The sequence below is a fragment of the Geobacter grbiciae genome (assembly GCF_018531165.1).
Classification (GTDB): Bacteria; Desulfobacterota; Desulfuromonadia; order Geobacterales; family Geobacteraceae; genus Geobacter; species Geobacter metallireducens.
Genome location: NZ_JAHDIW010000025.1, coordinates 1 through 19,706 on the forward strand (window position 1 = coordinate 1; position 19,706 = coordinate 19,706).

A 19,706-nucleotide genomic window follows, 5' to 3' on the forward strand; every position below is an offset into this window, starting at 1 on the left:
CCCCGGCTGCGCCAAGACCATCGGAAACCTGGCCGCCGGTGCCAGCACTTCCTACACCTGCACCGCGTTCAACGTCACGAGCAGCTTCACCAACACGGCATGCGTATCGGGCTCGGCCAACGGCACCACGGTCTCCGACTGCGACGACTCCTCCGTCAAGATACCGAAGATCGACATTGAGAAGTACACTAACGGTGAAGACGCCGACACTCCAACCGGTCCGAAGATTCCCGTTGGCGGCACGGTCGAGTGGAAGTACGTGGTTACCAACACCGGCGACGTGGATCTCACCGGCGTTGCGGTAACAGATGACAAACTCGGCGCAGTCACCTGTCCCAAGACTGTCCTGGCTCCCTTGGAGTCCATGACATGCTTCATGACCGGCACCGCCATGGAAGGGCAGTATGCCAACAAGGGCAAGGTAACCGGTCAATACAACGGCATCACCGTGATGGATGAGGATCCGAGCCACTATTTTGGTTCGAAGCCCTGCATCGACATCGTCAAGAAGACCAACGGATTCGATGCAAACGATCCGACCAAGCCAAACGACTTCCCGCAGATCATGCCCGGTGGAGCAGTCAACTGGACCTATGAGGTTACCAACTGCGGGGACTTCCAGCTCACCAACGTGATGGTAGCCGACGACAAGGGTGTCTCCGTAAGTTGTCCTCAGACCACTCTCATTGCCGGAGCAAAGATGACCTGTACGGCATCTGGCACCGCCGTTGACCTCTCCACCAGCATGCTCAAGGGCTACTGCGGCAGCACCCCCGACACGCCGCTCTACGAGAACAAGGGAACCGCAACTGGTAACTTCATGGGAGTGATGGCCCAGGACTCCGACCTCAGCCACTACTGCAACCCGCGGGTTCCGCACATCGACATTCTGAAGTACATCTCGACTGACGGCAAAACCTGGTTCCACACGGACAGCAGTGATGTCCTCAAGGTCGCGCTGTGTGCCACCTGCGAAGAGGAATACGACAAGGAGCACTGCGACTATAACCACGACAACAAGTGCGATGAGCGAGACGTCGATTACTGCAAGTCCAACAAGGACGACTGCGACAGGCACGACTCCGAGCATGGTAGCAACAAGCGCAAGCACCGCTGCGATGACAGCTCGAACAAGTCCTACTGCGAAGACAAGGCAGAGGACGCGCACGAGCGGGATCACAGCGACTACAACAACGATGGCAAGTGTGATGAGCGCGACATCGATTACTGCAGGTACAACAAATCCACCTGCGACCGGCACGATGCGGACCATCACAGCGCTACGCGGTCTTACAGGTGCGACGACAGTTACAGCAAGGCCACGTGCGAAAGCAAGAAGAAAGATGAGGAGAAGTCTGACAAGGAGCGTAGCGACTATAACCGCGACGGGAAATGTGACGAGCGCGACGTAGCCTACTGCCAAAGCAACAAGTCATCCTGTGACTCGTTTGACAGGGACCGTGGCAACCTCAAACGGCGCTTCCGGTGTGACGACAGCACCAGCGGCGGGAAGTGCGAGGATATGGCACGCACAGAGCACGACAAGGATGACGGAGATTACAACAACGATGGCAAGTGCGATGAGCGCGACATCGACTACTGCAAGTACAACCGCTCTGCTTGCGATCAGCACGACAAGAATCATGGCAGCGGCAAGCGCACCTACCGCTGCGACGACAGCTCCAACGAGGCATCATGCGAGGACAAGGTCCGGCAGGAGGACGACAAGGATCGCAGTGACTACAATCACGACGGCAAGCGCGACGAAAGAGACATCGATTACTGCGTTAACAACAAAGACTCTTGCGTGAAGCACGATCGTGATCACAACAACTGCAAGCGCACCTACCGGTGCGACGAGAGTTACAACAAGGACTCATGCGATTCCTACGCTCAGCGCGAGCATGACAAGGATGACAGCGACTACAACCACGACGGCAAGTGCGACGAGCGCGACATTGACTACTGCAAGAACGAGCAGGAGCGGTGCGACGAGCACGACAGGGACCATAAGCTGACCAAGCGCACCTATCGGTGCGATGACAGCTACAACAAGTATTCATGTGGTTCCTACGCAAGCCAAGAGCAAGAGAAGGACCGCAGCGACTACAACCGCGATGGCAAGCGCGACGAGCGCGACATCGACTACTGCAAAGGGAACGATGAGGAGTGCATCAAGCACGACAAGGGCCATGATAACTTCACCCGCTCATACCGGTGCGATGAGAGCTCCAGCAAGACCCTTTGCGAATCAATTCGGTATTCGGAAAACAGGAACGACAAGGACCGCAGCGACTACAATCGCGACGGCAGATGCGACGAGCGCGACATCAGCTACTGCAAGTCCAATCCTTATGCCTGCGACAAGTTTGACAGCGACCACGGCAACAGGAAACGCACGTACCGTTGCGACGACAGCTCCTACAAGACCTCGTGCCAGGATAAGGCCGAGTATGAGCATGATAGGGACCACGCCGATTACAACCGCGATGGCAAGTGCGACGAGCGCGACATCGACCAGTGCAAGAACAGTCCCTACGGATGCGATGATCATGACAGGGATCACGGCGATTCCAAGCGGCACTATCGCTGTGACGACAGTTATGACAAGACACGGTGTGAATATCGTTCAAGAGAGGAAAGTGATTGGGAATCCAGCTGCAGCGGAAGTGGCGGTTATCCCTCACCAACATGCGGCAAGGTCTACTTCAAGTACGTCGTGACCAATACCGGATCAACGACCTTGACGAACCTCACTCTCACCGACGACAAGAACAGCGTAAGCAGTTGCACCATACCGGCCGCGCTGGATCCCGACGGTTCCTTCACCTGCATAATCGGGCCCCTGCCGGCCAAGGCCGGACTCCAGGTAAACACCGCTACGGCAACAGGAACCTATGGCGGCGTAACCACCACTGATACCGACAAGGCCTACTATTACGGGTGCGACGGAACCGCACCGAAATCCCCCGGCTACTGGAAGAACCACCCCGAGGCCTGGCCGGTGGAATCAATCACCATCGGAGGCAACACGTATACAAAGGCCCAGGCCATCAGCCTCATGAACACTCCGGTCTGCGGAGACAAGACCTACACCCTGTTCAAGGCACTGGTGGCTGCTAAACTGGATGCCATGGGCTGCGGCGACTCATCCTGCGTAACCGACACGATCGCCAAGTCCGATGCCTGGATGGCCCTGCACCCCGTTGGGAGCGGAGTTGCCGGTGATAGTTACGCCTGGAAACAGGCGGAACCTTGGTACCTGATCCTCGACGACTACATCAATGGCAAACTGTGCGGAGGGAGCGGTTCATGCACTCCTCCGCCTCCTCCCGCACCGACCTGCGGTCAATGCAGTGGCGGGACAACGAAGCTGGTACTCAAGTACACTGGTGATTGCACTGCAAAGGTCGTCGTGAAAGACAGCAATGGCCAGATGCTGTTCTACGACACCGTTGCACCGGACAGCAGCTTCAGCTTCACCGGCAAGTCCACCAATGGCACCATGGGACAATACGTGAAGATCTACGTCAACGACAGCTACAAGGCTACGATCTACACTGATTGCTCCAAACCGATCTATCCAGGGATGGGAATTGGTTCCTTCACCGTTGTGGAGGGGTATAGCCTGAATGGCGGGAAGTTCTGCCGGGTATCGTCTTCATCATGCTCAAGCTATGACGACGACCACTACAGCAGTACCTACTGCGGCTCGCACGACGGAGAATCAAGCTGCCTCAACTTCTTCGACCACGAAAGCAGTGATAGTTATCACCATGATTGATTCTGCAATCACAGCATAATTTAGCTCCTCTGTACCAAGGGAGATGGGAAACCATCTCCCTTTTTTATTACCCCAACGATTCACCAGTACTTGAAACTGATTGTCAGTGTGGTAAGAGTCTCAGGGGAGGAGTTCATGAGAGTCAGCAGGGCTGTTGCCGTACTCATCATCGGGCTGCTGATAATGCAGCATTTCCGTCCAGACGCCCATGCTGGCTATGTCGTGAAGAATCGGATCATTACAAATTCTGCAACGAACGGGCAGCTCTTGCCATGGGGTACAGGGAGAATCGCCTCCTGCGGGGGAGTATCGGCGTTTCTCTATCGGACGGAATCCTCCGGAGACTGGATCTATATGTATGATGGCTCTGGAAATGAGTCACACATACCATTCCCAGACCGTATTGATCTGAATGACCGTGCCAATGCCGAATATCTCCTGGCAAGCCCCACCGATCTCTGGATATGGTCAGGTGTATTGGGGCGTGCCGCGTTGCACCATTATCGGCTGTTGACAAACGGTAGGAGTCGATTGCCGGACAAGGCGGTACGTGTTTCCATTACCAATATAGGGGATGAAGAAACTCGGCCTGGGGCACTGCTGAAGCTTGCAAGCGGAGGCATTATCGCAGTCTGGCACCAGTTTAAGTACCATCTGGATCGCCGGTTGGATATGGGGTTTGCCTACGTGAACCCAAAGGGGGAAATTACGACCAACTACCCGACCTCAGCACCCGGCAAGGAAGGGACACCCGTCGCGACACGATGGGCCATGGCACAGCACCCGGCCGACGGAAGCATCTGGGCGTTTTTTAAGCGGGACAGCTATCATGAGATCAGTGCCCTCCATCTGACGGAGACGACAAAAGGGATTAAGCTCGATTGGGTCAAAACGGATTTCATAGGGAGGAACGATGGAATCCACGAACCCGAAGGGGAATATCCCTATCTCACCGCTATTGCCGATTCTGGTAACAATTCGATTGCTCTCGCCTATCAGAATAAGCGTTCTGAAATCTTGTATGCTACCGATGGGGACGGGAACCTCATGAACGGCAGTTGCGGCCAAGGCCCTTCACAACGGATGGAACCCTATTTTTTCGCCAAACGCTCATTAGTGAGTATCGTGCGGATAACAGCGGACGGGAGGAAAGCATTCCAGGATTTCCCGGGGTTTGTCGAGCGGACCCAGGAGTTTGGACTATCGCTCACTAATAGACTCTGGGTCCTCTACCGGCGAATTGATTGCGAAACGAGCAACTACGAGATGCTTCAGCGGCAGGGCGAAGCCATGCTCCGCTATAATGATGGTGCATGGAGCGAACCTCTGATACTCGGTAAATTGGATGCTGAGAAGGAGTACTACGGGGCTTCTCTCTTCTCTTCGCCGTATCGGCCTCACTTTCTGATGCGTCTTGACGATGGGAAATTACATCTCTTTGAAGCGAAATCTGGCCCTTAACAATGTCAGTTGCTCACCAATCGCTCTGGTGGAATCCGCAGTGAACGGGCGCTCGGCGGACCACTTCTCCCAACCCTGAACATTACGGCTACAACTCCATCATCTTTCCCCACAAAACTCTTCAGCTTTACCCGGCTATCGAGAACGAGTTTCGCTTGATCGGTAGAAAGATGTTCCGTCTCACCATCGGCGATCCTTTGCATGAGGAACGTAATGCCTGTCATGACTTGGAAGCTGAGATCAAGAAGCGTTGCCTCCAGCCAGATCCGTTCAAGAATACGGCCTGCATTCAGATAATCCTCATCAGAACCGCCCGGGACAACAACAGCTCCCAAGGCGCCTGCCGACATAGCCAGCTTGCGGGCGTTTGCAGCAATAATGTGCGACACCCCCACGGCGGTAAGTATCTTCACAAGGGACCAATTCTTGAGCAGAGGAAACATGAGGCGGTCTGGGGGGGCGAGATCGAGAGTCTTGATGTCAAGACCGTCCAATGTTGCGCGAGCCTCTTGGTCGTCCCAACGGATATGGTCGAAAAGAAACGCATGAAGGTATTGATTCTCAAAAACCAACCTGTCATTAAGGGCGATTACGTCAGCAACTGTAGATTGTTCATTTTTGTTGTGAGTAAGCACAACAGAACCAGACATGCCTTCAGCGGCGTGGAGCAGAGTGCGTCGTTCTTCATCAGTGAGCAGTGTCCCATCGTATTGACGACGATTTGTGCAGCGTTGAGGAATAGCGGAGGCAAGACGTGCATCACTTGAAACGCTGGGCAATAAATCAACAATGGCAACAAGTTCAGGATTAGTCGGATCAGGCAAAAGAACAGTATTTGCGCTATACCCGTTTGCCTCAGCAGCTAAAACCAGGTTTTCGATGAGTGCACCATGGGCGACCAGAGAGGCCCTTTGGCGATAATTGAAAAGAGAGGTATCACGCTCAGGGAGGTTGAAAATACGGATCCGATCTCCCTTCACCTCAAACCGCCACGGTTGGCAGTTGTCTCCGGAAGGGGCCTGGACTGCCGCTTTAAGCAGTTCTTGGTATCGCATGGTTATTCCTCTGACTTCATAAGCAGATTTTCGAGAATCAGACGTCTTTTTTTCCTCTGGGTCGGGCTCTTGCCCCCCAGCGCTATCCTACCCATTTTCACCTTGTTAAGAAGCATGTCGAACTGGAAATAGGAAGGAATTACCCTCAACTCTCCCTTCCCTGTCAGAATCTTCACTAATTCGGTCGCTATCAGTGAGGCTGCCATGGTACAGGCAGGGGATACCGCCGGTCCTGTACGACGTTTGAAGTTCACCCGGGAGGGATCAATATATGAAAGATGATATGGATTAGGTGTCAAACCAGCCGCAAATGCAGCCAATTTTTCGAGGGGGGGTGTTTGATCGTCAATGCCAAAATACTCATCGAAACTCATCCCGCATGGATCGAATACCTGTAGGGTTGCACCAAACCCCAGCGGAGCGGCCGTCAAGGCAAAAATCCCCTTTTCGCGACAGGTATTGAATATAAGACGACGGATGTCGATTTCAAAGAAATCGATCCCATCTACAAAGGCATTAGCTCCATCGAGAAACTCTTGCACATTTGCCTCTGTCACCCCCCCCTCAATCACTCTAACATCTGCCTGAGGGTTGATATCCTTGACCATCCCCGCAAGCACTTCTGCCTTGTTACGATTGAGCGTACTATGGAAGGCCCCAAATTGCCGACTGATATTAACAACATCAAACGAGTCCTGGTCTGAGATAGTGAAACTGCCGATGCCAAGACGTGCCAAAGTGAGAATATGGAGACCTCCAACCCCACCCGCGCCGGCAACCGCAATCCGAGAAGCCAGTAGTCGTCTCTGCTCCTCTTCAGTAAGGAGACCTATGTTTCGCGCAAATTCATTTCGAATAAGGCTATTGCTATCCATATATAAACCTCCACCATGGTAAAATTAAAATGTGTAGCGGTATCCTTAGGTCACAACAAACACACCTGAAAGTTATCACACCGTTATTCCAGCAGCAAGACGCTTTCAATTCCGCCACTCAAACGGCACCCCTGCCCTGCTTGCCTCGTTATCAAGGGCGGAAAGCTGTACCTCCAACTCCTTGATGCGCGCTTCATCCCTCTCGATCTTCTCCATTTGCTCATTGTAGGCTACCCTGTCCTGGGGACGCTGATAAATGGTTCGTTTGCGGTGGAGTTGGTCGAGGGCCTCTCGTTTCTTGGGTAGTCCGTCTTGGAGTGCTTTCAACTCAGAGCGAAGCGTCGCAAATCGCGAGCGCCACTCTTGCTCGGAAAAACCGCCGGGGAGTTTCGGCGCCGAACCTTTTAATACGGACGGTGACTGCGGTTGCGAGAGAGGCTTTGGCGTTGTACTTTCCAATGAGGGCGCCGGGCTTGTCATCGATGGACTCTTCCGGACACGCTTCCGGTACTTGGATGGTATCAGGTCGGGGTTATCGGTAAAATTGACAACCCCTTTATCGTCAACCCACCGATAGGTATCAGCCCGGGCAGCACCACTGAACGCCGTCACCACTGCCAAAGCGATGATAAGTTGTTTCATAGTTCTTGCCACCTCCGCATCAATGCCTCCTCATGCTCTACAATCAGCCCCAATGCCGCATGGCAACTGGCTATTTTGCGTTGACGACCAAGTACCTCAAGTGTATAGTACGACGTTTATAAACAGTCTATCAGCCGAACTTCACTATATGAGGGGCACGTCATGAATCTTCGCTCAATCTCGATCACCTGTATACTCTTCCTTGCCTGTGTATTGCCGGCAACGGCCAAGGAAACCAAAGAGATAACCTTCAAGCTCAGGAACGCGGAACCTGTCGTTTTCAGCCACGACTATCACCTTGCCAAGTATAACAACAACTGCCGTATTTGTCATAACACCCTTTTCAATCTTAAAAACCGTAAACGTTACACAATGCTCGAGATGGAAAAAGGTAAGTCGTGCGGCGCCTGCCACACCGGTATCAAAGCTTTCAGTGTTGCCGATGACGCTGATTGCGTCCGTTGCCACAGGGGGAAACCCCGCCCAGTAGTATTCAAGATGAAGGGGGCCACTCAAGCAGTTTTCAAGCATGAGATCCATGTTCCCAAGCTCGGTGGCAAATGCCGTACCTGCCATGGCAACCCGAACATAGTTGGTGTCAAGAAGGTTACCATGGCCCAGATGGAGAAAGGGAAATCCTGCGGTGCCTGCCACGACGACAAGAAGGCGTTTACAGTTTCCGGCAACTGCGGCAAGTGTCACCAGGGAATGGCGCCACCGAAAACCGTAGCGTTCAAGATCAAGGGAGTTGCCGACGCCACGTTCAGCCATGAGTTCCATCTTGGCATGTACAAATGTGCCAACTGCCACACAAAGCTCTTCGTATATCGGGCCGGCGCCAAACATAACACCATGGCCGACATGGCGAATGGCAAATCCTGCGGGGCCTGCCATAACGGCAAGGACGCCTTTGCCTCCACCGGAGACTGTTCAAAATGCCACCCAGGCCTCAAGCCGGGCAAGCTGACCTACAAGACGAGCGTCGGCGAGGCTTTCTTCGACCATGGGATCCATCTCGAGATGTTCAAGTGTGCTGATTGCCACACCAAGATATTCAAATACAGGAAGGGTGCTTCCTCTGCCACCATGGCCCAGATGGAAGCGGGCGCTTCCTGCGGCACATGCCACAACGGCAAGGACGCCTTCTCGGTGAAGGACGACTGCGTCAAGTGTCACAACATGTAAAACCAAGGTAATTATACGCATAACAGAAACGGCGGAGTGTTAGGGACACTCCGCCGTTTCTGTTTGTGGCGCCACTGAATAAACAAGCGGCAACGATCTACAGGGACCGCACCCGCCTCAACGCATCCACTACCCCCCGAGGTGTTGCCTCAACAACTAACACACGGGTCCCGAGAGACTTTTCCAGGCCATCCACCGACAGGTCATCCAGAAAAATGCCCTCCCCTTCCTTGAGCATCACATCGGGAACCAAGACCGCATCACCAAGATCCCTTCCCGACAACTCTTCGACGATATCGCTGCCGGCAACGAGGCCGGTCACCGTAACCGATTCACCAAAGAGTCGGTTATGGACCGCCACGGGTTTGAAAGTGGCCCCCGTTCTGGCAGAGAGCTTTTCGAGAAATGCAGCCAGATAGCGATAGGGGGATTCGCCGGTTACGACGGTGACAGTGACTGGCTTCCCCTTCCGGGCTTTCTTGAGGACACGCTCTGCCTCGTCGAGAAAAAGCGGAATCATGCCAACACCATTCTCGATTTGAGGTAAGTCGCCATAGATTTCAAGGGGCGGAAACGGGAGTCCGGACTTGATGTAGAACTCATCGGCAATAAAGAGAAACGGCGCTCCCAACTCGCGCTCCAGGCGCTCCGCCGCAGGCTGCCAGGTACGAATGAAGGCCTCTGCATAGCCGGTCGTTACTGGTTCCAGCGCGGGAAGCCCACGCCGGTGTTTCGTGATGCCAACCGGGACAATGGCAAGGGATTCAACCCAGGGGTGAAGTCCGGCCAGATCCCGGACAGTCTTCTCAAGTTCGATGCCGTCGTTTAGGCCGGGACAGAGGACGATCTGGGTATGCATGACAATACGGGCAGCAGCCAGTTCCCGCATCACGTCGAGAATCGGCAGGATCTCCGTGCGGCCAAGGAGCCGTTCCCTCAGAGCAGGGTTCGTTGCGTGGACCGAAATATAGAGGGGAGAGAGACGCTGGGCGACGATCCGGTCCAGGTCTACACGGTCGATATTGGACAGGGTCACGTAGTTGCCATAGAGGAAGGAGAGGCGGTAGTCCTCATCCTTCACGTAGAGGGGGCGCCGCAGCCCCTTGGGAAGCTGGTGGACAAAGCAGAAGACACACTTGTTCCCGCACTGGGCCGGAACGGGCGAAGCAAAGACGAGGCCCAGAGGCTCATCGCCGTCTCGCTCGATCTCCGCCTCCCAGTGCTCCCCTGAGGGTTTCACAACCTCCAGAGTGAGTTCCTCGTCATGGGCATAGAACGAAAAATCGATAATATCGCGGAGATCCTGGCCGTTTATGGCCACAAGACGGTCACCGGCCTCAATTTCCAGCTCTTCGGCAATACTCCCCGGCTGAACATAGTCGATAAGAAGTCCTTCCATCAGGTCCCCCGGTAGAATGGAGTGGTGAGATACCAGCCGGTGAGGTGGCGGAGAAAAACCTTCAGAACGGCGGCCACGGGAACCGCCAGAAGCATGCCGAAAATGCCGAACCACTGCCCACCGATAAAAAGAGCGATAATTGCAACCACCGGATGGAGCCCCACCCTGTTGCCGACGATGGCAGGGGTGATGAGCGCCCCTTCGATGGCCTGCACGATCACAAACCAGCCGAGACAGAGGAGCGGATGGAGCAGGTCGTGGAATTTGAGGAAAGCCATGATCATGGACACCACAATCCCGAAGATGGTCCCCACATAGGGGATAATGAAGAGGATGCCGGAGAGAGTCCCAATGGCGATTGCCAAGTCAATGCCGATCAGGGAAAGGCCGATGCTGTAAAGGACCGCCAGAATGGCGCAGACCGAGAGCTGTCCCCGCACGAAAGCGGAAAGGACACCATCGATTTCGCCGCCGAGACCGGTTACCGTCTCCCGGGAACGCGCGGGCACCAGTTTCAGAGCCCCCTCCTTGAAATGGGGCATATCGGCCAGGAAGTAGTAGAGGTAAACCGGCGTGATGAAATAGCCGACCACGGTCAGGATGAATCCCAGGGTCGACGAGAAGGCCTTTTTCACGAAATCATAGGCCCCACGGGCAATATCGAAAGAGATGCCGCGCAATTCATTCAGCATCCGGTCCACCTGCCGGTAGAGCTTGTCCGGGGTTTCAATCTGGAGATAAACCTTCACCTTCTCGGGGATAAGACCGTAAAAACGGTTTGCGTAATCGGGGAGGTTGATCTGCACCGCCGCCAGCTCGTTCTGGATGGAACCGGCAAAGAAGGCGAACGCCCCCACAAAGCCGACAACAATCCCGGCCATGACCAGCAGGATTGCCACGCCCCGAGGGACCCGCTTCCCCTCCAGCCATGACACGACCGGATTGAGCACATAGGCGAGGATCAGGGCGAGAAGCACCGGAAGGAAGATGGAACTGAGCGACCAGGCAAAGAAAAGCCCCGCCAGGACGAGCACCCCGACAATAATGAATGGAGAGTATTCTTTGAGATAGGTGGTCACGGAAAAATAACTGCCGGCAAGACGCAACCGGCCCTCCCCCGGCGAAGGGGAAAGGGCCGGATACGCCCCGGTGGAAGGGGATTACTGGTGAAGTTTAAAGGTGCCGTCAACGGAGGTGATGGACGAAATGGCATGCTTGTAAATCAGCATGTCGCCCTGGATCTCCATGAGAACCGAGAAATTGTCGAATGACTTGATGTACCCTTCGAGTTTTTCTCCCGACATGAGCCGAACAGCAACCTTGATCCGCTCTTTCCGCGACTGGTTGAGGTATTGATCCTGGATGTTGAACGGTGCTTTTGCCATATGCCGCTCCTTTAATGATAAAATCCCATGACAGTACTCAAGATACTATCAAACTTCCCTGGATATTCAACCCAGATAATTTCCGAATCCCGGCGAAACCACGTCATCTGGCGTTTTGCATACTGTCGCGTGTTCTGTTTGATGAGCCGCACGGCCTCATCAAGGGAGAATTCACCGGCAAGATGAGCGCAGATTTCCCGGTAGCCAATGGAGCCCATGGCCTTGAGGGTTGCGGGATACCCTGCTGACAGGAGTCCCCTCACCTCCCCGACGAAACCATCAGCCATCATCCGGTCCACCCGCTCCTCCACCCGCCGGTAAAGAAGCTCCCGCTCGACGGAAATGCCGAGCTTGAGGCAGTGGTAGGGCTCGTCGGCAAAGCGGTGCGCTTCCTGAAAGGCCGACAGGGGACGTCCCGTCAGGAGAAAGACCTCCAGTGCCCGCACGATCCGGACGCCGTCGTTGGGGTGAAGCCGGGCTGCAGCTACGGGATCGACCGCGGCGAGGCGCCGGTGCAGGGACTCCAAGCCTTCGCTGTGAGCCTGATTTTCCAGCTTGCGACGGATATTCTCGTCTCCGCCGGGAGAAGCCACGAGTCCATGGGTCAGGATCCTGATGTAGAGACCAGTGCCACCCACCAGAATGACCCGCTTTCCCCGACGCTCAATCTCCCCGATCGCCCGGGCTGCGTACTCGCGAAAGTCGGCGGCGGTGAAATTCACCTTGGGATCGACGATGTCGTAGAGGTGGTGGGGAACCCGCCGGCGCTCCTCTTGGGAAGGCTTTGCGGTGCCTATGTCCATGCCCCGATAGACCTGCATGGAATCGGCGTTGACGATCTCGCCGCCGATCCGCTCGGCAAGCTCCAGGGCCAACGCCGACTTTCCCGAGGCCGTGGGTCCCTGGACGATGACGAGCCTGGTCTTTTCTTCTTCCTTCACGCCATCACTCCTACCGTTTGAACATCCGCTCCACCTCGGCAAGGGTGAGCCGCTGAAGGACAGGGCGGCCGTGGGGGCAGTTGGTGGAGTAGTCGGTGGCGTCCATCTGGGCGAACAGGGCCTCGATCTGGGCGGTGGTGAGGGGGTGTTCTCCCCGCACCACGCTGTGGCAGGCGATGCGGGTAAGGATCTCCTCCACGGCGTCGGCAACGGAACGGTTCGCACCGACAGCCAGGAACTCCTCCAGGGTATCCCTCATGATGCGGAGATAGTCCTTCCCGGCCAGAAGCCGCGGCACACCTTTCACCACCCAGGTGGTGCCGCCAAACTCATCAAGATCAAACCCGATGCGGCGCAGCTCCTCGCCATGTTCGCACAGTTCCGCCGCCTCACGATGAGAGAGCTCCAGGGTGTCGGGGAAGAGGAGCCCCTGCCCTTCCACCCCGCCGGCCGCGAACTGGGCCTTGAGGCGCTCGAAGGCCACCCGTTCGTGGGCCGCGTGCTGGTCGATGATGACCAGGTCGCTTCCGTCCTGGCAGAGAATGTAGGAGGCATGAAACTGCCCGATGATCGCAAGCCGTGAGAAGTAGCCCAGCTCCTTCGGGCATTCGGACTCCTCCGCAGGGCGAGCCGGCGCAGGCACGGCAGGAGGCGGCTGAGGCTGAAAGAAGGGACGGCTTGGGGCCGGCGAGGGACGGTAGTTGACGAGAAGCTCCCGCACCTCGGCGACCCGTTCCGAACTCGTGGCTGGCTCGCGACGTTCAGGGACGGGTGAGGGAACTGTTGACGGCGATTCCTTGCGCAGCCAGGGGGTCGGTCGAAGCGCCTCCTCGATCACCCCCTGGATCACGTCGTGAACGACCCCCTGTTGCCGGAACCGGACCTCATGTTTGGTGGGATGGACGTTCACGTCCACCTCCCCTGCCGGCACCTGAATAAAGAGGACCACCACGGGGTAGCGCCCCCGCTCCAGGAAGTTGCGGTAGGCTTGGAGGACAGCGTGTTGCACCACCCGATCACGGATGAAGCGGCCATTGATGAAGGTATAGAGGTGCCCTGCGGCAGAGCGGCTCACGTCGGGACGGGCCACGAGCCCTCGCACCGCCACCCCCTCCACGGTGGAGTCCAGGGGGTACAGGGCGCCGGCAATGGTGCGCCCCAGGAGTGCCGTCACCCGCTCCTCCATGGTGCCGTTCAGTGCCCGGAAAACAGTCTTGCCGTCATTCACATAGGTGAAGCGCACCTCGGGGCGGGAGATGGCGAGACGGGTGAGAAGATCCCCCACATGGCCGGCCTCGGTCTCGGCGCTCTTCATGAACTTGAGCCGCGCCGGCGTATTGAAAAAGAGGTTCCGCACGGTGATGACCGTCCCCTCGGCCATGCCGCAAGCTTTCACCTCTTTGATCCGTCCCCCCTCGGCATAGATTTCCGTTCCCTCGATGGCTCCCCGCTGGCGGGTGGCAAGGGAGAACCGGGAGACGGAGGCAATGGACGGGAGCGCCTCTCCCCGGAAACCGAGAGTGCCGAGGGAGAAGAGGTCGTCATCGGAGGCGATCTTGCTGGTGGCGTGGCGTTCAAGGGAAAGGAGGGCATCCTCCCGGGACATGCCACTCCCATCGTCGGTGACCCGGATGAGGCGCCTTCCCCCCGCCTCGATCTCGACAATGATGTCGCGACAGCCGGCGTCCAGGGAATTCTCCACCAACTCCTTCACTACCGACGCAGGGCGCTCCACCACCTCGCCGGCGGCGATCTTGTTGGTCAGGTTCTCAGGGAGGATTTTGATGCAGGTTGACACGGGTTCTCTCTCCCCCTCAGGCCAATTTCTTCCGGATGGCATCGACCACGTGGGCGGCATCGTTGATGGCGGTATAGATAAGGTTCGGGTGCTTCTCCTCCTGGATGCTGCCGCCGCTAATCTTCATGAACGATGGTGAAATGGCGCCGCCGATGACGTAGACCCCCTTGCGGGTCGATTCGTATTCGGCGGTGAGAAGGATCAGCCGGTCACCTTCCTTGGCCACGGTGCAGACCCCCTCGGCACAGGCAATGGTCTGTATCCCGATCTTGTCGAAGATGGGGAGCGGCCCCTGGTAGCCGATGCAGGCGATGACGCTTTTCATGGGAAAGCTCATGGCGTGATAGATCTCGATGCCGTCCGGCTGGCGGAACTCGTTGATCCGGATGACAAGGCGGTCGACCCCCTCCTCGTCCACCTCCCCGATGCGGGGAATGGCGCCGGGGAGGAGGCGGATGTTGCCCCCCAGGAGTATTTCTTCGCCGAGCCGCTGGGCGGTCTCCTTGTTCACGTCGAACTTCTCGGCCACGTGGGCCCAGTAGACCGGATGGGTGTCCTGGGCTTCGCGTTTCGCCTTGAGAATGGAGATTATTACGTCGGCTGCCGTGTTGCCGCCTCCGATGACCAGGGTCCGCACCCCCTCGTACTTGCGGGGATCGTCCAGTGAGGTGGCGACCATTTTTGCATCGCCGTAGACCGTCAGCTCCCGGGGAATACTGCTGCCGAAGGCGAGAATCACCTTCCGTGCCCTGTAGTTACCCTTTGAGGTATGGACAACCAGATGGTCGCGCTTGTCCTTGATATCCTCGAAGGTCACCTCGGTCTGGACGTTGAGGTTCTCGTGCTGAACGAAGTGTTGCACGTACTGAATGTACTTTTCCACGGCCACCGGCTTGTCGGGCGGACGTAGCTCCTCCACGAGGAATGGCTCGGGATTTTCCTTGGGCTTCGACGGGTAGACGTTTTTCCCCTCGGGATAGGTATTGGCAATCCCCTGAAAGACGGTCTTACCCTGTTCGAGCAGGATATAGGAGAGGCCACCACGGTGGCAGAGATAGGCCGCCGCCACTCCTGCCGGGCCGGCACCGACGATAACCACATCGAAACTCCCCATGACTACCTCCATTTTTCATGAATCGCTTCAGCATAGCACAAAAATAAAAAACCCGGAGCATTTCTCTCCGGGTCACACATGCCTGTTCATCTATAAAAATGCACCGTACGCTGCGGGAAAGTTGCTTCCGGGCGTACGGTGCTGGTCCCAGTCCGGGAGGGTACCGGGCCAAATCTTTATTGCTGCTAGATCCTGTTCATTCTCCGGGCTGCCTCCATGAGCTCGCCCCGGAAGTCGGGATGGGCGACATTGATAAGGTTCATGGCCCGCTGCCTGGCTGTCTGGCCCCGGAGCTTGGCAACCCCGAACTCCGTCACCACGTGGTCCACATCGTTCTTGCTGGTGGTGATGGAGGCCCCCGGCGCCAGTGTCGGCACGATGCACGATATTGTTCCGTTCTTGGCGGTTGCCGCCGTGCAGATGAAGGCCTTGCCGCCACGGGACCTGTTGGCGCCGCGGGCGAAGTCCGCCTGTCCGCCGGTGCCGCTCCACTGCAGGTGGCCGAAGGATTCGGAGCAGCACTGCCCCAACAGATCCACCTGGATGGTGGCATTGATGGCAACCATGTTGTCGATCTGGCCGATAACGTACGGATCATTGACGTAGTCCACGGGATGCATCTCGATCGTCGGGTTTTCGTTCATAAAATCGAAGACTTTCCGCGTGCCCAAGGCAAAAGTGCCGACGGTCTTGCCCCGGTGAAGGTTTTTGCGCGAATTGTTTACCGCACCGGCGAGCATGAGGTCGACGATGCCATTGGAAATCAGTTCGGTGTGTATTCCCAGATCCTTCTTCTTGAGCAGAGCATTACAGACTGCGTTGGGAATGCCGCCCCACCCCATCTGGACCGTCGCCCCGTCATCGATCATTTCCGCTATGTAGCCGCCTATTGCCTCTTCGATGGGAGAGATGGGGGGAATATCCTGCTCCTTGAGGGGCTCATCGCACTCAATGATGTGGGTAACTTCCGAGATATGGATATGACAGTTGCCGTGTGTACGGGGGCATTGGGGGTTCACCTGCACCACAACCTTGCCGCCAGTCTGCACGGCTTTTCTAATCGCCTCCATGGTATAGCCCACGGAGAGACTGCAGGTAAAGTAACCGTACTCGTCCATGGGGGAAACCACCGTTCCCGCCACGTCAACGGGCCAATACTCCCTCATCAGCTTGGGAACCTCGCTGAAATGGTTGGGGACAAAGTCGGCCCATCCCTTCTGGACCGCCTCGCGGGAAACGTGGCTGGTGAACCAGGCGTTGACCTTGATGTGGGGAACCGAATCCTCGGTGAAATAGTCGGGGCAGAGGTGGTGCTGCTGGTTGACGACAACTCCTTCCAGTTCGCGCTTGCGTGCCGCCAACGCCTTGACGAGGAGTGTCGGCTCCCCCACGCCGAGGGGAAAACAGAGGTGGTCGCCAGACCTCACGATTGATGCTGCTTCCGCCGCTGTACAGAGTTTCTGCTGGTATTCCTGCTGGAAATTCTTTTTGCTCAGTGTGACGACGTTCATGACCGTTACCTCCCTATGTGGGTATGTTCTGATGGACTGGACACTTCACTGCACCAATCGCATATACATCCTTGGGACATTCTCCATTCATGGGCGATGTCCCCTCCGCACCAAACATCGATACACTTCCTATAGCAATCGCGATACCAAACAATGTTATTTTTTTAAAAAACACCACAACATCGCTAATACCCTGTAAATCCGCAGGATTCTCAAACACCAACCAACTATTAAGTAATTTTTAACATTTATACAGTAAACCAACGTTGTCACACGGTAGATGGTAATTAATTGCAACATCAGCATAACTCTTCGTCAGCACTTACAATATTTATTGTTTACAGCATAAATAACAAATGTAAACAAATGTTGTCACTACTCTGTTTGCGTGCTATCTCACGGGAAAGGGACGAACGCTTAATCGAATTCATGCCCCTATTCAGGCTAGTAAACTGTTTTGTCTTAAAACATTGTTTACCGGATTCAGGGTGGGGTGTATGGAAGAAATCGGAGGAGACGTAAAAGCGGGCAGGGAATCGGGGAAACCATTAATTGGCAACATGATTGAGATTCGTAACGATGGATGAGGCGTTCAGTTCGGACAGCCATCCTCACCGGCATGCTTATGCAGTTTTTTGTAGAGTCCCTGCCGGGAGATTCCCAGCAGATGGGCGGCGTGGACTTTATTCCCATGACTGAGTTCGATTGCCTCATGGATGAGGAGCTTTTCAAAGTCGTCGATAATCCGGCTGATGTCTTTTTGGCCGAGGCTGGCGCGGATAAACTCCTCGGCTCCCGAGGCAGCGACACGGGCGGACTCTACGCCTTCGCGGGGAAAGAGCCGGCAAAGCTGGTCGGGTAAATGCTCTCTTCTGATCAGAGGCCCGACAACAACGTTGAAAGCGCTTTCTATGACGTTACGGAGTTCGCGGATGTTCCCGGGCCAGTCGTAGCGGCTGATGATGTCCCAGGCGTCGTCATCGAGTCCCTGCACGTCAGTTCCGAATTCGGAGTTGAACTTGGATATGAAGCTGCTGATGAGCAACGGTATATCTTCCCTCCGCTCCCGAAGCGGAGGGATGGCGAAGGTGACCACGTTGAGCCGGTAGTAGAGGTCTTCCCGAAATTTTCCTTCCTTGACCTGTTGCTCCAGGTTGCTGTTGGTCGCTGCCACCACCCGGACGTCAACACTCCTCGAAACCGTGCTCCCCAGCGGCGTCAGCTCCCTCTCCTGCAACAACCGCAGCATCTTGGCCTGCATGTAGAGCGGCATGTCGCCGATCTCGTCAAGAAAGATGGTGCCGGTATGGGCCTGCTCGAACCTCCCGAGCTGCCCTCCCTTCTTGGCGCCGGTGAAGGCCCCCTCCACATAGCCGAAAAGCTCCGACTCCAGAAGGTGTTCGGGGATGGCCGCGCAGTTCATGCTGACAAAGGGCGCATACCGCCGGTTGCTGGCGGAATGAATGGCGTGGGCGAAAAGCTCCTTGCCGGTCCCGCTCTCCCCGCGCAGGAGAATGTTGGAGGTCTTGAGGGCGACTCGTTGCAGGGTCTCCTTCAACTCCACGATCTTTTTGCTCTGGCCGACGATACTGTTGATATCGTACTTGAAGTGGATCTCGGCGCCCGAAGTGAGTCGCTGCTGTTTCCGCGGCTCCGCGGCCTGCAACCGGTTGGCGATGAGAGTGATCTCCCGTATGTCGCTGAAGAGGATCTTCCCCACGCAACCAATGACCCTCCCCTCCTTGATAAGCGGGAAGATACTAGCGTAAACCTGCTTGCCGTTCAGGTAATGGGCAACTCCGATCTCGGGCTTGCCGGTTTCCATGACCATCGGCATGCGCGAGGGTTGGGAGGTAGTAGTGTAGGCTTGGCGAATGTGCTTGCCGATCATGGCCTGAGGGGTCGTGTCGAACAGCTTGGCGAAGGACTGGTTGACCAGGACCACAACCCCTTTGCGGTCGACAACGATGATGCCGTCATGGTCAAAATTAAGGAAGGAATTGGTGGAGCGAAGAATTTCGCCCAACTCGTCAGTCGAGTTGGTGAGGTCGTCGGGGAGCAGTCTAATGAGAGAGAGTGCCCCGCCCACGATCCGGTCGTCGTCGATGATCGGCACGTAATCGCAAACTATGGAGCCTGTCTTCGCCTTTATGACCTGGTTACTGAAACTGATGCCGCCTCGCATGAGGTTGCCGAGGTTCGCCATATCGATTACATCGCCGATTCTCTTTCCCAGCAGGGTCTCCGGAGCTTCCCCCAACAGTCCCCCAGCGGTCTCGTCGAGAGAAACAATGGCGAGGTCGGTGTCTATCCTGAGAACCCCTGCGCTGCCGGGCTCTGCCGATGGGTTCCCGTTCGACCCGGCCAGTGCATTATCATCGGCACATTTCATGAAAAACCTTCCCCTCACGCACCCACACACCAAACATCACATTTTGAGGCTCTTGCAAAACGTCATGAGGAGGCCGGGATGCTAGGCGTAAGCGAGCGAGGAAGCGAGGCGTACCCGTTGGTACGTTGAGCTTTCGAGCGAGCGGCAACAACGCAGACCGGTCC

The 19,706-nt window shown here is 56.1% G+C and carries 14 protein-coding genes; 3 read left to right on the forward strand and 11 right to left on the reverse strand.

Annotation, left to right across the window (positions count from 1 at the left end):
- Positions 1 to 3,784: COG1470 family protein (locus KJB29_RS18010; RefSeq protein WP_215735710.1), on the forward strand; the 3,784-nt coding region annotated here is incomplete at its 5' end.
- Between the two features lie 135 nt (positions 3,785 to 3,919).
- Entirely contained in the window at positions 3,920 to 5,245 is a 1,326-nt protein-coding gene (locus tag KJB29_RS18015) for a hypothetical protein (RefSeq protein WP_246561996.1), read from the forward strand.
- 5 nt (positions 5,246 to 5,250) lie between these two features.
- On the opposite strand, the gene KJB29_RS18020 is transcribed toward KJB29_RS18015, so the two are convergent.
- The 3 genes from KJB29_RS18020 to KJB29_RS18030 all read right to left on the reverse strand — a co-directional run bounded on the left by KJB29_RS18020 (position 5,251) and on the right by KJB29_RS18030 (position 7,817).
- Positions 5,251 to 6,300 (reverse strand): nitroreductase family protein, encoded by a 1,050-nt coding sequence (locus KJB29_RS18020; RefSeq protein ID WP_215735711.1) that lies wholly within the window; start codon positions 6,298 to 6,300, stop codon positions 5,251 to 5,253.
- 2 nt (positions 6,301 to 6,302) lie between these two features.
- Positions 6,303 to 7,175 carry a ThiF family adenylyltransferase gene (locus tag KJB29_RS18025; protein WP_215735712.1) on the reverse strand — a complete coding sequence of 291 codons (873 nt, stop codon included), beginning with the start codon at positions 7,173 to 7,175 and terminating at the stop codon, positions 6,303 to 6,305.
- A 105-nt stretch (positions 7,176 to 7,280) separates the two neighbouring features.
- Positions 7,281 to 7,817 carry a DUF4124 domain-containing protein gene (locus KJB29_RS18030; RefSeq protein ID WP_215735713.1) on the reverse strand — a complete coding sequence of 179 codons (537 nt, stop codon included), beginning with the start codon at positions 7,815 to 7,817 and terminating at the stop codon, positions 7,281 to 7,283.
- 162 nt (positions 7,818 to 7,979) lie between these two features.
- Between KJB29_RS18030 and KJB29_RS18035 the strand changes: the two genes are divergently transcribed.
- The gene (locus KJB29_RS18035) at positions 7,980 to 9,002 is read left to right on the forward strand and encodes a cytochrome c3 family protein (RefSeq protein WP_215735714.1); all 1,023 of its coding nucleotides are present in this window, start codon (positions 7,980 to 7,982) and stop codon (positions 9,000 to 9,002) included.
- A gap of 97 nt (positions 9,003 to 9,099) precedes the next feature.
- Here the strand turns inward: KJB29_RS18035 and KJB29_RS18040 are convergent, their stop codons facing one another.
- The 8 genes from KJB29_RS18040 to KJB29_RS18075 form a co-directional block, all read right to left on the reverse strand.
- Positions 9,100 to 10,401, reverse strand: coding sequence for a DUF512 domain-containing protein (locus KJB29_RS18040; RefSeq protein ID WP_215735715.1), 1,302 nt, complete (start codon positions 10,399 to 10,401; stop codon positions 9,100 to 9,102).
- The gene (locus KJB29_RS18045; RefSeq protein WP_215735716.1) at positions 10,401 to 11,507 is read right to left on the reverse strand and encodes an AI-2E family transporter; all 1,107 of its coding nucleotides are present in this window, start codon (positions 11,505 to 11,507) and stop codon (positions 10,401 to 10,403) included. The genes KJB29_RS18040 and KJB29_RS18045 overlap by 1 nt, the downstream gene beginning before the upstream one ends.
- Before the next feature lie 54 nt (positions 11,508 to 11,561).
- Positions 11,562 to 11,786, reverse strand: coding sequence for an RNA chaperone Hfq (gene hfq / locus KJB29_RS18050; RefSeq protein ID WP_004514053.1), 225 nt, complete (start codon positions 11,784 to 11,786; stop codon positions 11,562 to 11,564).
- Between the two features lie 11 nt (positions 11,787 to 11,797).
- On the reverse strand, positions 11,798 to 12,727 hold the full coding sequence (miaA, locus tag KJB29_RS18055; protein ID WP_215735717.1) for a tRNA (adenosine(37)-N6)-dimethylallyltransferase MiaA: 930 nt from the start codon (positions 12,725 to 12,727) through the stop codon (positions 11,798 to 11,800).
- Between the two features lie 10 nt (positions 12,728 to 12,737).
- Positions 12,738 to 14,567, reverse strand: a complete 1,830-nt coding sequence (gene mutL / locus KJB29_RS18060) for a DNA mismatch repair endonuclease MutL (RefSeq protein ID WP_246562009.1) — start codon at positions 14,565 to 14,567, stop codon at positions 12,738 to 12,740.
- Entirely contained in the window at positions 14,542 to 15,639 is a 1,098-nt protein-coding gene (locus KJB29_RS18065) for an NAD(P)-binding domain-containing protein (protein WP_246562011.1), read from the reverse strand. Before KJB29_RS18065 ends, mutL begins: the two co-directional genes overlap by 26 nt.
- 185 nt (positions 15,640 to 15,824) lie before the next feature.
- Positions 15,825 to 17,150 carry a succinyl-CoA:cyclohexane-1-carboxylate CoA transferase gene (locus tag KJB29_RS18070; protein WP_215735720.1) on the reverse strand — a complete coding sequence of 442 codons (1,326 nt, stop codon included), beginning with the start codon at positions 17,148 to 17,150 and terminating at the stop codon, positions 15,825 to 15,827.
- A 592-nt stretch (positions 17,151 to 17,742) separates the two neighbouring features.
- On the reverse strand, positions 17,743 to 19,542 hold the full coding sequence (locus tag KJB29_RS18075; RefSeq protein ID WP_215735721.1) for a sigma 54-interacting transcriptional regulator: 1,800 nt from the start codon (positions 19,540 to 19,542) through the stop codon (positions 17,743 to 17,745).
- Positions 19,543 to 19,706 lie beyond the last annotated feature (164 nt).